At 40.9% G+C, this 12,930-nt stretch carries 16 protein-coding genes and 1 pseudogene; 8 read left to right on the top strand and 9 right to left on the bottom strand.

Features of this window, described 5'->3' with window-relative positions:
* A pseudogene (locus V7K55_RS16660) lies at nt 1-94 on the top strand (photosystem II protein D1); the annotation flags it as partial.
* Between the two features lie 262 nt (nt 95-356).
* Here the strand turns inward: V7K55_RS16660 and V7K55_RS16655 are convergent.
* On the bottom strand, nt 357-1,199 hold the full coding sequence (locus V7K55_RS16655) for a methyltransferase domain-containing protein (protein ID WP_334833133.1): 843 nt from the start codon (nt 1,197-1,199) through the stop codon (nt 357-359).
* 311 nt (nt 1,200-1,510) lie between these two features.
* On the opposite strand from V7K55_RS16655, the gene V7K55_RS16650 reads away from it, so the two are divergent.
* Nucleotides 1,511-2,845 (top strand): TrkH family potassium uptake protein, encoded by a 1,335-nt coding sequence (locus tag V7K55_RS16650; RefSeq protein WP_334833131.1) that lies wholly within the window; start codon nt 1,511-1,513, stop codon nt 2,843-2,845.
* A 374-nt stretch (nt 2,846-3,219) separates the two neighbouring features.
* Complete coding sequence (locus V7K55_RS16645; protein WP_334833129.1) at nt 3,220-3,915, top strand: potassium channel family protein; 696 nt, start codon at nt 3,220-3,222, stop codon at nt 3,913-3,915.
* Between the two features lie 161 nt (nt 3,916-4,076).
* On the opposite strand, the gene V7K55_RS16640 is transcribed toward V7K55_RS16645, so the two are convergent.
* The 3 genes from V7K55_RS16640 to queA all read right to left on the bottom strand — a co-directional run bounded on the left by V7K55_RS16640 (nt 4,077) and on the right by queA (nt 7,489).
* Nucleotides 4,077-5,243, bottom strand: a complete 1,167-nt coding sequence (locus V7K55_RS16640) for a tetratricopeptide repeat protein (protein ID WP_334833127.1) — start codon at nt 5,241-5,243, stop codon at nt 4,077-4,079.
* Nucleotides 5,244-5,420: 177 nt separating this feature from the next.
* Nucleotides 5,421-6,041, bottom strand: coding sequence for a serine O-acetyltransferase (locus tag V7K55_RS16635; protein WP_334833126.1), 621 nt, complete (start codon nt 6,039-6,041; stop codon nt 5,421-5,423).
* A 227-nt stretch (nt 6,042-6,268) separates the two neighbouring features.
* Nucleotides 6,269-7,489, bottom strand: a complete 1,221-nt coding sequence (gene queA / locus V7K55_RS16630; protein ID WP_334833137.1) for a tRNA preQ1(34) S-adenosylmethionine ribosyltransferase-isomerase QueA — start codon at nt 7,487-7,489, stop codon at nt 6,269-6,271.
* 247 nt (nt 7,490-7,736) lie between these two features.
* On the opposite strand from queA, the gene V7K55_RS16625 reads away from it, so the two are divergent.
* A complete protein-coding gene (locus V7K55_RS16625; protein ID WP_012412259.1) occupies nt 7,737-8,126 on the top strand; it encodes a hypothetical protein in 390 nt (129 codons plus the stop codon).
* A gap of 63 nt (nt 8,127-8,189) precedes the next feature.
* Here V7K55_RS16625 and V7K55_RS16620 read toward each other — a convergent pair whose 3' ends face one another.
* A complete protein-coding gene (locus V7K55_RS16620; protein WP_334833123.1) occupies nt 8,190-8,735 on the bottom strand; it encodes a YraN family protein in 546 nt (181 codons plus the stop codon).
* 23 nt (nt 8,736-8,758) lie between these two features.
* On the opposite strand from V7K55_RS16620, the gene V7K55_RS16615 reads away from it, so the two are divergent.
* Nucleotides 8,759-9,355 carry a pentapeptide repeat-containing protein gene (locus tag V7K55_RS16615; protein WP_334833121.1) on the top strand — a complete coding sequence of 199 codons (597 nt, stop codon included), beginning with the start codon at nt 8,759-8,761 and terminating at the stop codon, nt 9,353-9,355.
* An 84-nt stretch (nt 9,356-9,439) separates the two neighbouring features.
* Here V7K55_RS16615 and V7K55_RS16610 read toward each other — a convergent pair whose 3' ends face one another.
* Nucleotides 9,440-9,865 carry a hypothetical protein gene (locus V7K55_RS16610; protein ID WP_334833119.1) on the bottom strand — a complete coding sequence of 142 codons (426 nt, stop codon included), beginning with the start codon at nt 9,863-9,865 and terminating at the stop codon, nt 9,440-9,442.
* A 31-nt stretch (nt 9,866-9,896) separates the two neighbouring features.
* The gene (locus V7K55_RS16605; RefSeq protein ID WP_334833117.1) at nt 9,897-10,040 is read right to left on the bottom strand and encodes a hypothetical protein; all 144 of its coding nucleotides are present in this window, start codon (nt 10,038-10,040) and stop codon (nt 9,897-9,899) included.
* 72 nt (nt 10,041-10,112) lie between these two features.
* Here V7K55_RS16605 and V7K55_RS16600 point away from each other — a divergent pair, with 72 nt between their 5' ends.
* From V7K55_RS16600 to V7K55_RS16590, 3 genes are all read left to right on the top strand, one after another.
* Entirely contained in the window at nt 10,113-11,123 is a 1,011-nt protein-coding gene (locus V7K55_RS16600; protein ID WP_334833115.1) for a hypothetical protein, read from the top strand.
* A 31-nt stretch (nt 11,124-11,154) separates the two neighbouring features.
* Entirely contained in the window at nt 11,155-11,952 is a 798-nt protein-coding gene (locus V7K55_RS16595; protein WP_334833113.1) for a hypothetical protein, read from the top strand.
* 102 nt (nt 11,953-12,054) lie between these two features.
* Complete coding sequence (locus tag V7K55_RS16590; RefSeq protein ID WP_334833111.1) at nt 12,055-12,183, top strand: hypothetical protein; 129 nt, start codon at nt 12,055-12,057, stop codon at nt 12,181-12,183.
* Nucleotides 12,184-12,234: 51 nt separating this feature from the next.
* Here the strand turns inward: V7K55_RS16590 and V7K55_RS16585 are convergent, their stop codons facing one another.
* Both V7K55_RS16585 and V7K55_RS16580 read right to left on the bottom strand, forming a co-directional pair.
* Nucleotides 12,235-12,561, bottom strand: coding sequence for a helix-turn-helix domain-containing protein (locus V7K55_RS16585; protein ID WP_094333017.1), 327 nt, complete (start codon nt 12,559-12,561; stop codon nt 12,235-12,237).
* The gene (locus V7K55_RS16580) at nt 12,558-12,929 is read right to left on the bottom strand and encodes a type II toxin-antitoxin system RelE/ParE family toxin (protein WP_334833109.1); all 372 of its coding nucleotides are present in this window, start codon (nt 12,927-12,929) and stop codon (nt 12,558-12,560) included. Before V7K55_RS16580 ends, V7K55_RS16585 begins: the two co-directional genes overlap by 4 nt.
* Nucleotide 12,930 lies beyond the last annotated feature (1 nt).

Here is a 12,930-nt window from a genome sequence, read left to right as displayed (position 1 = left end):
AATGCACGAGCGCAATGCTCACAACTTCCCTCTAGATTTGGCTGCTGGGGATCTTGCTCCTGTTGCTCTTTCCGCTCCTGCTATCAACGGTTAATTCTCCGGCTTTAACTGTATTAGCTAAATAAAAAAGCGCCCTCCCAGTTTGGAAGGGCGCTTTTGTAGCTAACCACTGTGGTCTATTTACCTGAAAATTGCTGTAACAAGAAGAAACTTAATTTTATAAGGTTTCCCCGATAGCTGCATTAGAATTTATAAGCTTGGCGATCGCTCCAAATCCCCTATAAAGGATCGTGATGCATCACTAGGAACATCTAATTTAATGCTCCTAGATTACATCTTTTTCCGGAAGTGGAATTCTACTTATTGCCGCACAATAAGCCAAACCGAATTAACCCACGCTGATAACCACGACGCATTAATCCCAGTGATAATGCCCCTTGGATGGTAGTCCAACCAGCATTTAGTAAGCCCCAAAGTGCTTGGGGAGTGAATGCAGAATCAATTACCACATTCCAAAAGGGGGCGACAGCAGTTGACCAATCAGCAGTCCGAATATTATTTAATGGTAGTTGATGTGCGATCGCTTCATATTCTGGCAAAGAAATCACATAAGGCAAACAATACACCCGATAAATATCCTGCAAATCTTTTTGTTCATCCGCCGTTAGTGGCGACTCATCAATTGGTCGATGACACCAAGTCACCATAATTAACTTGCCACCAGGCTTCAATACTCGATAGCACTCCTGAAGAAACTTCTTCTTATCTGGCATGTGTTCTCCACTTTCCAGCGACCAAACTAAATCAAAAGAATCATCAGCAAAGGGCATTGCTTGAGCATTTGCAACTTGGAACTGTGTTCTCAGACTCAAATTAGCTTCCAACGCGCGTTCCGTGGCTCTGGTGGCTTGTACAGGACTTAATGTAATCCCTGTAGCCTTTGCATTAAACTTTTGTGCAAGGTATAAAGAACTGCCGCCAATACCACAACCCACATCTAGGATATTTTCGGCTGCTTGTACCCCTGCCCAATTGAGCAATTCTTCGATTAAATCAATTTGAGCCTGACGGCGGTCTTTTTTCTGCGTACCATCAGCGCCGTAATAGCCGTGGTGCATGTGTTCGCCCCATATCTGTTCCCACAGACTAGACGAAGCATCGTAAAATTGCTGAATTTGCTGGTAAAGTGTTGCACTCATGAAAAAAGCAGTGTTAAGACAAAGCCGAACTGAAAAAAAACATATAGATAGGCTACCATGTATGTTTTTAATTAAATAAGGGTATTTTTACTTCTAGAGAAAGTCAACCGTGATATATCTCTCCTTGGGAAAATTCCTCAGTTTTACCTTAATAAACTGTTCCTACTCAAATTTATATTAATTCTCTAAAAAAGCATACATATACAAGAGTTGGAAACCCAGATTACATCTAACTTTCTTAATTACGAATTACGTTAGCGTTCGCGCAGCGTCTCGTAGAGAAGCAGGGCGTAGCCCATTACGAATTAATTATGACTGTTGCTCGTACAATTTGCTTGGGATTTTTGGCTGTCATTGCTGTAGGTATTATTCTGTTGATGATGCCTTTTTCGACTAGCAATGGTACATGGAATAATCTAATTGTGGCACTATTCACCTCGACATCCGCAGTTTGTGTTACAGGTTTATCAGTAGTCGATACTGGTACTTATTTTTCCTTTTGGGGTCAATTGTTTATTGCACTATTAGCTCAGATTGGCGGGTTGGGCTATATGACAACTACCACATTTCTGATTTTGCTTATTGGTCGTAGGTTTGATATGCGGCAAAAAATAGCAATTCAACAAGCTTTAGATCGACCAGGGATGAGTGGTAGCGCCCAAGTTATCCGTTCAATTATTGCCACAACTTTAATTTTTGAAATTACAGGCACATTCTTACTTCTGCCTGCTTTCGTTCCTGAGTATGGATGGAGTAAAGGACTTTGGTTAGCCATTTTTCATAGTATCAATGCTTGGAATAATGCTGGTTTTAGTTTATTCAAAGATAACTTAATTGGGTATCAGTCATCTTTCTTAGTAGTCTTTACCATCACAATGTTAATTATCTTTGGGGGAATTGGCTATCAGGTAATTTTGGAAATGTACCTTTGGTTTCGCGATCGCATTTTCAAAAGAAATCATAACCAAATATTTTCTCTAGATTTTAAAGTTGCAACTAGTACAACTATTATATTGTTAGTAATAGGGATGATTGCGTTTTTTTGTATAGAGATCAGAAACCCTGAAACATTTGGCTCTCTAAATTTACGTAACCAGATATTAGTAGCTTGGTTTCAATCAGTTACTCCCAGAACTGCTGGCTTTAATACCATCGATATTGGCAAAATGACCACTGCCGGTCTATTTATTACAATTGCACTAATGTTTATTGGTGCAAGTCCAGGTGGTACGGGAGGAGGCATAAAAACAACAACTCTCAGAGTCTTAACCAGTTGCACCAAAGCGATTCTCCAGAGCAAGGAAGAAGTTTTATTGTACGATCGCAAGATAGCAATATCTTTAATTTTGAAAGCTGTGGGTGTGTTGGTGGCTTCAGTCGCAACGGTGATTTTAGCTACCTTCTTAATAAGCCTTACAGATCCAACGTTGGATTTTATTCAAATTTTGTTTGAAGTGGTATCAGCCTTCGCCACTGTGGGTCTTTCTACAGGCATTACAGGAAGTATTTCTATAACAGCAAAGCTCATCCTAATTATCACTATGTACATTGGACGAGTAGGTGTTTTACTACTGATGTCCGCAGTACTAGGAGACCCACTTCCTACTAGAATTCACTATCCTGAAGAAAATCTACTCGTGGGATAGTTAGCCCGGATTTCTCACCACATCTCTCAAAGCCTGCGCTTGTGCAGGGGAGCAGGGGAGCAGGGGAGCAGGGGAGCAGGGGAGCAGGGGAGCAGAGGTGAGATATTGTACAATTTCTTTCCCCTCTGCTCCTCCGCTCCTCCGCTCCTGTGCCCCTCTGCCACTTCTTCGCTTAAAGCTTGTGAGAAATGCGGGTTAGGCAGTGGGGGAATAGGGAGCAGGGAAGGCAGGGGGAGAAAGCTAATGACCAATGATCAATGACTAATGACTAAACTGATAAAATATACATTGGAAGGCAAAAAATAAGATTTTAATTCAAGCTGTATAACCGTTGTTTGCCCTAAATACAGGGAGCCATTATAAGGATAAAAAGCGTGAATCTGTCATCATTAAGTTTTTTTCGCAGTTTACGTAAAGATAACCACCAATTTGCTGTAGTTGGGTTAGGTCGTTTTGGTAGATCCGTCTGTTTTACACTTCACAATTTTGGTTATCAAGTGCTGGCAACAGATATTGATGAAAAACGAGTTTCGGAAGCATTGACTGAGGGAATTGTTGGTCATGCTTTGCAACTAGACTCTACAGAACCAGCGGCACTCAAAGAAGCTGGAATTTTTGAATTTGATACTGTAATTGTCGCGATTGGCAACTACGTTCAGGAAAGTATTATAACCACCCTAAATGTGAAAGAGGCTGGCGTACCTCATGTAGTTGCCAAAGCTTCTAGTGAAGTTCATCGTAAACTGTTGCGGCGAGTAGGAGCAGATCATGTTGTTTTTCCTGAGTATGAAGCAGGCTGCGCCCTAGCGCGTACACTTACTAAACCAGCAATCTTAGATCGATTTGATCTAGATCCAGATAACAGTATTGTAGAGTTGATTGTGCCTGATGAATTTCACGGCAAAACAATCACTGAGCTTCAACTTCGTAACCGCTACGGTTTAAATTTGCTAGCGGTGAGCCAAGATGGTAAATTTCAAATTAATCCTGACCCTACCAAGCGTTTAGAACGTGGTTCTGCAATGGTAGTTATTGGTTGTAACAAAGATATTAATCGTTTGCCAATTTAAAAAATTAGGAGTTAGAGTTAGGAGTTATTGATTACCCAATGTGCAACTTTTACTCAAACCTAACCACAACTCTTATAGAGAATGGGGATAATTCAAAGCCTCTCTACAGCAAGGAGAAAGGTTAGAATATCAAGTTGCACATCGTGTTAACTCTGAGTTTTTTATTGTCCGGGACTTGTTGAAGTAGGCTGTGCTTCACCTGAGACAGGAACATTGCTAGGGTTAGCTGGAGTTTCTGGTTGATTTGGCGTTTGTAGCTCAGGTGTTTGTACTACATTACTTGTTTGATCTGGAGTTTGAGGGGGAGTAGCTGTTTGACTGGCTTGAGGTTGCTGTTGCCCACTTTTCTGAGCAATTTGCTGCATTAGTTGTTCTATTTTCTCAGCTTGCTCAATGTTCCCTTGCTCGCGATACTCGTTATGGGCGCGTTTCAATACTCCATTAGCTTTCTTGATGTCGCCTTGATTATATAAAGTAACCCCCAAATTATAGTAAGCGGATGCGTTTTTAGGATTTAGGCGAATAGCTTGCCGATAAACAGAAATAGCCTCAGAAGCTTGACCTTGAATTGCTAGCAAATTTGCCATGTTGTTATAGGCTGTGGCATTTTGAGGATCTAGCTGCAAAGCTTGGCGATAAGTGGCGATCGCAAGCTCTGTTTGACCTTGTTGTTGTAAAGCGATCGCTAAGTTAAAATAGGCATTGGCATTGCTGCTATCTAAATTAATTGCTTGCTGGTATGCTGCGATCGCTTCCGGTAGCTGTCCTTGTTCATACAGCACCAAACCTAGATTATACAGCGCTGCTACTCTTGTGGGATCTATCACAAGACTCTGCCGATAAGCCGTAATCGCTGCTTCTTTTTGTCCTTGTCGGTGCAACACTAACCCTAAGTTGTAATAAGCTTCGCTCAAATTGGGATTAACTTTAATCGCCTCTATATATTCTTGTAAAGCTACATCCAGGCGATTTTGCTCCATGAATATATTACCCAGATAATTCCGCGCTGCCCCAATGCTAGGATCTCGCTGCAACGCTTGACGAAAAGCATATTCCGCACCCTGTAAATCTTTGCGGTTATAGCGCGTGACTCCCTGCTGGAAAAAGCTAGCTGCTTCAAGATCCTGAGAAATTGCGGTTTCTGCTAGCAGTTTACTTTCTGGAAAATTAGTAATTGTCGGTGCAGCTAAAACCAAAAATGCAGAGAAAGCAAACAGAAGTGCGAACAGGGGCTTTTTCTGAACAGAGTTTTGGTGAAATAACCAGTGTAACCATTGATGAGTTTGACTTTCTTTAGACAGGAGTGACATGGATGTACTTATGCTCATATCTTTATAAGTCAGAATACCCATCACAGCATGAAAAATTACAAATCAAAAAATTAAGAATTCCTCACTCTGAAAGCATCCGACTTTTGTCAAAACACCCCTGTCCTTCTTCTGTTGCTCTGCGGATCGAAATTAGTGCAATATTCTACAGCTTTTATAATCTGCTAATAAACAAGTTTAAATCAACTGCTCTTTTACTTTCACGCCATCTTTTCTGATTATATAAGCTGGAATACCGACAACAACACAATTATTCGGAACACTTTTGACTACGACTGCATTCGCTCCTACTGTGACGTTATCATTGAGAGTTACCTTACCAATGATCTTGGCTCCTGCATTTATCGTTACATTGTTGCCTATTGTAGGACGTTCCATTTTACTGCTATATCCTATTGTAACCTGTTGATTAATCCAGCAATTTTCACCAATGCTTTCTGCTGAAACTATAGTACTAAACCCATGTTGAATAAATAGCCCAGATCCAATATTATCGCAGTATAAAAATAGGCTGGGACTTTCTTTGTAAAAAATTTTTATAATATGCATTAATACCAATGCAATAAAGTTACCTTTTTTAATCCTGTAATAGTAAAGGGTTCTAAATTCTGGATATTTCTCAAGGAAATAGAGCATGTTAACCCAGTCAGAACTATCAATTAGCCCAAAATTTTCTGCCCATCGTCTTACATCTGCAAGAATCACTTCTTTCTTTGTGCTAACGATAAACAATATGAGCATTGGAGCAGTGATTACCTGTCTCAGAGTTTTAACAAATTTAATTGTGAAATCACGCATAAAATCACTCGTATTGAATATTACAATTCTCTAAAAGAAGTAAAAGTTGCTAAACAGCAGCAACTCTAAAATAACATGAAATAGAATATACCGATTTCGGTAATTTCATTTTCCTCGTTTACCAAAGTTTATCGCTTTTCATGGCAGTTTAAACCACAGAAGCATTTTTAGAAAAAGCAAAAATCATGGCATTGGAGGGGTTAAAACTTCAGCGAACCTTATTGCCCTCACGCCTGACTTAAGACTGTTATAGCTTCCGGCAAAATTAGCATAGCATCACCAAAGGAATAGAACCGATACCCTGAAGCGATCGCTTCGTTGTATATATTCAATAACCGTTGTCTGCCAATTAGCGCACTTACCAACATCAGCAAACTGGAACGCGGTAGGTGAAAATTGGTAATTAAACCATCCACCACCCGCCATTGGTAGCCTGGATAAATAAACAAGTCTGTTTTACCGCAAAATGGTTGTAAATTCCCAGATTGAGCCGCCCCTTCCAAAGCTCGTACTCCTGTTGTTCCCACAGCAATAATCCGACCGCCAGCTGCTTTAGTCGCTCGGATTTGCTCTACTGTGGTTGCAGGGACTTCAATCCATTCTTCATGCATAAGGTGGGTAGTTACGTCTTCCACCTCCACAGGGCGAAAAGTGCCGACACCAACGTGTAGCGTTACAAAAGCTTGATTGATATTGCGATCGCGCAGCTTTTGTAATAATTCTGGGGTAAAGTGTAATCCTGCCGTCGGTGCTGCGATCGCTCCTGGCTGTTTGGCATAAACTGTCTGATACTGCTCATCAGCAGCCGACGAGGTAGTGATGTATGGTGGTAGCGGTATTTCACCAAATACGTCTAACAGTTGCACCAAAGGCTTTCCCTCTGGCACATCAAATTGCAATAAACGTCCGCCAGTTGCTGCGTCTGTTTCTAAAACCGTAGCGGTAAGTTTGGGACTGGGGACTGGGGACTGGGGACTAGGGACTAGGGAAGAATCTTCCAAATCCCCATCGCCCTTAATCCTTCCTCCCCTTGCTTCAAAAACAATCTTTGTTCCCTGTTTGAAGCTTTTTCCTGGCTTAACTAAAGCTAACCAACAGTTATACTGTCGTTCTTCCAACAGCAATACCTGGATTTTCGCACCAGTAGATTTATGACCATAAAGCCGCGCTGGAATAACTCTTGTATTGTTCATAACTAACAAATCACCAGAGCGTAGCAGTGCAGGCAAATCATGGAAAATATGGTGAGATGGTTCTATTTCAGTGGCTGTAGTAGGAGAATTAACCACCAGTAACCGGGAACTATCTCTAGGAACTGCTGGGTTTTGGGCAATGAGTTCTGGAGGTAGTTTGTAGTCATAGCCTGCTACCGAGCAATCTAATTCAAAATCTTTTTTTTGTGGGCTAGAGGTATCTTTCAAATTGGCTTGTACTAGTTTTTGCTTTATCTTAGTATTTATACTCTCTTAAAAAAGCAGGTTTTAGTTTTCTCTTCTAAAAGGAACTTTAAGGCATCTTTGCCCAATTTTGTCGCCAGGCTATAAGATTGTTACTATTAAGTAACACAGAAAAGTTAACATAAAAATTGGGTAAACCTCCCCATCTAAAAACGGGGGCTTTTACCCTACCGGGAACAGGCACTGATTGACGAATATAGATATGTAGGATTGGCTTTGATCCCAAGCACCAACAAACATGGAATACTTGTATTATCTGGCGAATGCCAGTCTAACCCTGAGGGTCGTTCAACACCTGCACGCTAGACCCCAGACACCAGTTTCGTTCGTCACCGTAATTCATCAAATTGATGGCTGGGTGGTTAGGATCAAACTCAAAGGTCAAGTTTCGCCCCAAGAAGATGGCGACTTTCGCGCTTTTCTAAATGAATTAGGGATTAGCTACGAGCCACCAATGAGGGTGCAAATGGCACTTTGGAGTTTAGAAGCGGGACAATGCCCTGTAGACGTGATGCGTCGCTATCAGGTAGCGATAGTCTCTCATGGTAGTCCAGAGAGAGACGAAATCGAAGCTTTCCGACAACAGTTTGTCCGAGGCTTAGGTTACTGTCCTGAAACTTTGGCGTAATGACATTTGGTTGTAACGCCACTAAAAAATTATTGGTAATCAAGATATTTTATCCATTACCAATTAACCATTATCAATCAAAGAGTCGAAAGCTGCGGGAATATATTCTTGCAGCTTGAACTTATATCCGGCGGCTGATGAAGTTGCTAGAGCTTCGTGAGTTGCTGCAACTCCAATCAGATTTTTTGATATCCTTTGACAGTAGACAATAGCAACATCAAATCGGCAATAATAATCTGCCTTCTCAGGGTACTGGGCTAAGAATATTCCAGCCGTCTGCGAGATTTTTACTTGCTTTTGTGGGGTGATAGCGCTTCTTCCCCCTGCATCCCAACTCCCGGAACTGCGGGTTTTGACTTCAACAAATGCTAGTAATAAGTTCTGAGTGCTGTTAAGGGTAGCGAGGCATTCAGACCGTGAGAAATTCTCCCCCCGCTCCTCTGCTTCCCTGATTCTTGCATCATATTGGGCAATAATATCGATTTCTCCCCAACGGCTAGAAAAGCGACGATGGAGAATTATCCAACCTGTAGATTGCAACCATTGGGCTGCTAGGTCTTCTCCTAAATGACCAATATCTGGATAATGAGATGGAGGAAGGTTAGCCATTCACTAAAAATATCATGAATTCTATGAATTCTAGGTTAAGCGATGCCTGCGGGGGGCTACGCCTACGCACAGAGGGTTCTACACTCGATTCATCCCGAAGACAATTCGGGTTGAAGTGTAAAACAAACTATCACTTTTGGGCAAATATACTCAGCTTATTCCTGTGGGGAATAGTTGGCATCACCGCAACGCTCGGTTTTGCTCCAACGGCTTTGGCACTTGAATATAATAAAGAAATTTTGGTCGAGGCTGATTTCTCAGGACGTGATTTAACAGATTCCAGCTTTACCAAAGCTAATCTTCGCCAGAGTAACTTCAGTCACGCTAATTTGAACGGTGTCAGTTTTTTTGCAGCAAATTTGGAATCTGCGAATTTGGAAGGTTCTGATTTAAGAAATGCGACTTTATACTCGGCTCGTTTAGTGAGAGCAAATTTAACAAATGCACTTTTAGAAGGTGCGTTTGCCGCTAACGCCAGATTTGATAGTGCAATTATTGACGGAGCAGATTTTACTGATACTCTACTGCGTTCCGATGAGCAAAAAAAATTGTGCAAACTTGCCAAAGGGACTAATCCAATCACAGGACGAGATACGCGTGACACCCTGTTTTGTCCTTAGTATTTTCTACTAGGAATTGAGCATTAAAAAGAGGCAGAGGGGAAAACTCCTCTCCCTTGCTTCTTCCCCATTCCCCATTCACAACTACCAACCACGGGCCCCAATCTTTTGACAAACAATTTTCATTCCTTTACCTGGTGAAGAGTTTGCGACAAAAGGTATTTCTCCTTTCTCCTTATCCTCTTGAAGTAGCTGTCCCTCTGAACCGTAAATCGCAATGTGATTCAGAAAAAGCCGCGATTCTGTACATGATGCATCGAAGGTAGTCTCAAAGATGCCATCTCCGTACATTCCGTACAGCTTGTATGTCGTACCCTTAATGGTTTCTGTGTCTAGAGCTATACTGTTGCCTAATTTATCATGCCCCACAGTGATATATCTTTGTGCATCTTGGGCGATCGCTGAAAGTGTTGGGGCAGCGATGGCTGCGCCAACACCTTCGGTGAACGCACTACCACTGCTCAATAAAATAGCGATCGCTCCCACTATCCCGCCTATCTTAAAATACATACGCTTTCAAAATATAAGATTTCATATATTTTTACTCGCAATCAAAGCGGTTCTGGCATGGTATAAGCACTGAAATCAAGAACTTGAGGGCTGTTTTTGCTATCTTCTGCATGGCTCCATCTTCCGGCTTTTTACCTCCCTGGGCGATCGCATCTGATGCCCAAATGGGAACCATAAGAAAATAAGCTAGTACCATGCTTTGGTATGAAGAAAAAAACATAATACATTACACTAAATTGGTTTACCCATGTCTCACGAACAAGAGCGTAATTCCGCTTTTAATGTAGCTGCCAACATTAACGTTCATCATGCTCAATTACAGGATTTATCCTTAAGTGCAGCCCGTAGATTATATAAAAGTGGAATTCGACCTGGTGAACCGATAAGAACCAGAGTGCAAGCCCAAGAAATGTTAGATAAAATCCCTCCATCTCAAAGAGCAGGGATTGATGGCAAATCTACTGATGTTAATACCCAACAATACCTATCAGATAAACACGCTAGTCATATCAAACCACATAGCAAAGGCGGCTCAAATGATCCCAAAAATATCAAGTGGGAAAACGCCAAAGATAATTTAGCCCGTGGCGATAAACCCATGACTTCGCAGGAGCAAATAAGACTAGATGCTAAATGGCATTTTGATAATCTAACAGGTGCAGTTAAAGCAGGTGTTAAAGCCGCGCCCTTGGGAGCAGCCATTGGTGTAGCGACGACAGCACCATTTTCGTTACTAACCAACGCGCTGCGGGTAATCCGAGGTGAAATTTCTGCACCAGAAGCCGCTATAGAAACATTGAAAGATACCGTAAAAGGCGGCGCAATTGGGGGTGTGACAGCGTTTGTAACCACAACACTAGCAGCAGCTTGTCCACCAATTGCGATCGCTTTAACCGCAGCTGCACCAGTTTTAGCTGTTGTTGGAACTGCGGGTATGGTTTACGAGTTTTTCAAAATCCTCGATGACCATAAACAAACGGTGAAAATCTATTATGAATCTTTAACTCAACAAGAATTAGAAAGATTAGAAGCAATTGAGAACGAACTGATTTATGAACACCAGAAAAATCTAGATTTTTTGGCTGAAGCAGAAGCAATTAATCAAGAAATTACAAATCGTCCAATTGCACCGGTAATAGAAGGGGCTATGCAACGCTTATGTGAATCAGTTGCTATTGCTAAATCTCTAGGATTAACATCAGCAGATAGTAATTTGCTTGCTGGTTCTCAACTTTCTCATCTTCTCACAGAACAATAGAAATTAAATTTTAGAGGACTACATAGTTTTTATGCTTCCTTTTATTTTCAGCGCTCTTGGATTAGCTGTTGGGGCTGTTGTTGGTGCTTTTACTACTCACGCTGTTGGGGAAAGTGATAGACAAGCAGCCAAGCATCATAGGACGGTTGCAAATGAACTAGCTGATAAATATACAAATTTGGAGCAAAAATACTATGAACTAGCTGATAAAACAAAAAAACAGATTCCCAATTTAACTGACCAACACGCTTTAGATGAAGTTGAAAAAGACTGTTTGCGTTTAGCAGTTAGATTACAGCATAGTCTGATTGATCTGATGTGGGATATTGATAGAGATCCAACAGAAGCTGCTTTGAATAAATTTGTCAACGCAGTAGAATTTACAAATAATTTTCTCTACGAAATAAATGAAAAGTTAATTTGTGTACCCAGTGACTATTATGCACGCAATCTTATTGCTGCTGTTCAATTTTCAAATCTACCAAATATAAACAATGAAGAATCGACGAAAAAGCATTGTCAAGAGAAAACAAATTTATTGAAGGAGGCAGAAGGAGCAATTCACTTATGGCATTCGACCCCTCCTGAATTGAAGCCACTGAACGAAAATTCAGTGGGGGTCTTAAACCCAAGATCCGTCTGGTCGCAGCAGAAGACAGAGGGCAATATTCCTCCTGCATTCCTCGATAAGGAGGGAATTCTAATGAACAATAATCAGGACATTTTTTTGAACAGTTTTAAAGGCTTGTATTATTTTTTCAAAGTTAGCTCCACATCTGACTTTGAAAATAATATCCTGCCTACGGCTGAATCAGGGTTTGAGGTATAAAACCTGCTCAATTCCTTGGTCATAACTAATTTTCATAGCGTCACTTTCCTCAATCAATAACCCTTAATCAATCAGGCTATTCAATCCCCGTTTCTTAGCTAGGTGCAACAGCTTAAGAGAGATGGGCTACGCACCGCCGGAGGCGATCGCATTCCAGTAAGGTTAGAGAGCAATGCTTGGTTCTGTAAAACAGCGATCGCTTCAAATCAGCAGAGAAGAAAAATGCTTTGAAAAACCCGAAAGTAACAAACTCGCGCACAAAATTTCTTACTTTAGTTTTTATTAACAGACTACGGTTGTACGTCCAATAGAGCGATCTTCAGGTTTGGGTTTAATTGTAATTTCTACATCATTACCCAAAATATTCAGATAGCTAATTAATCTATCAGTTGAAAACCCACTTAATCTTCCTCTAATTAATGAAGAAACTTTCGGCTGATCAATTCCTAAAATTTCACCAGCTTGCACTTGTGTTAATTTTCGACTAGCAATGATTTCACTAATTTTACGGACAAGTTCGGCTTTGACTAATCTTTCTTCGGGATTGGGTAATCCTAAATCAGCAAACACATTCCCGCTACTAACGTAAACATTATTTTCGTTGCTCATTTTTTAGCTGTTTCCCTCGAATAATCTTCCTGAGCGTCTTTTAATCTTTTTTTAACCAAATCTATGTCTTGTTGCGGTGTAGCAATACCATGTTTTGATTTCTTTTGAAATGAATGCAATAAGTAAACAACTCCTGCAAATTTAACAGTGTAAATTGCTCTGTATGTATCTCCATCAAAATTATCTACAATTTCTAAAACTCCAGCCCCTGAAAATCCATGTAGAGGTTTTGCATCAGGATGCTTTTCACCATGTTGTGCCAAATCTAGAGCAAAACCCATTACATCTTGTACATCTTCAGGAAACTCCTTTAAATCATCAAGAGCGCTTGCAATCCATTTAAGGGGTTTTTCTTGTTGTTCACTCATG

Source organism: Nostoc sp., from assembly GCF_036919895.1.
Lineage (GTDB): Bacteria > Cyanobacteriota > Cyanobacteriia > Cyanobacteriales > Nostocaceae > Nostoc.
Note: the sequence above shows the minus strand (reverse complement) of the source record. Positions and strands in the feature narration are given on the sequence as shown.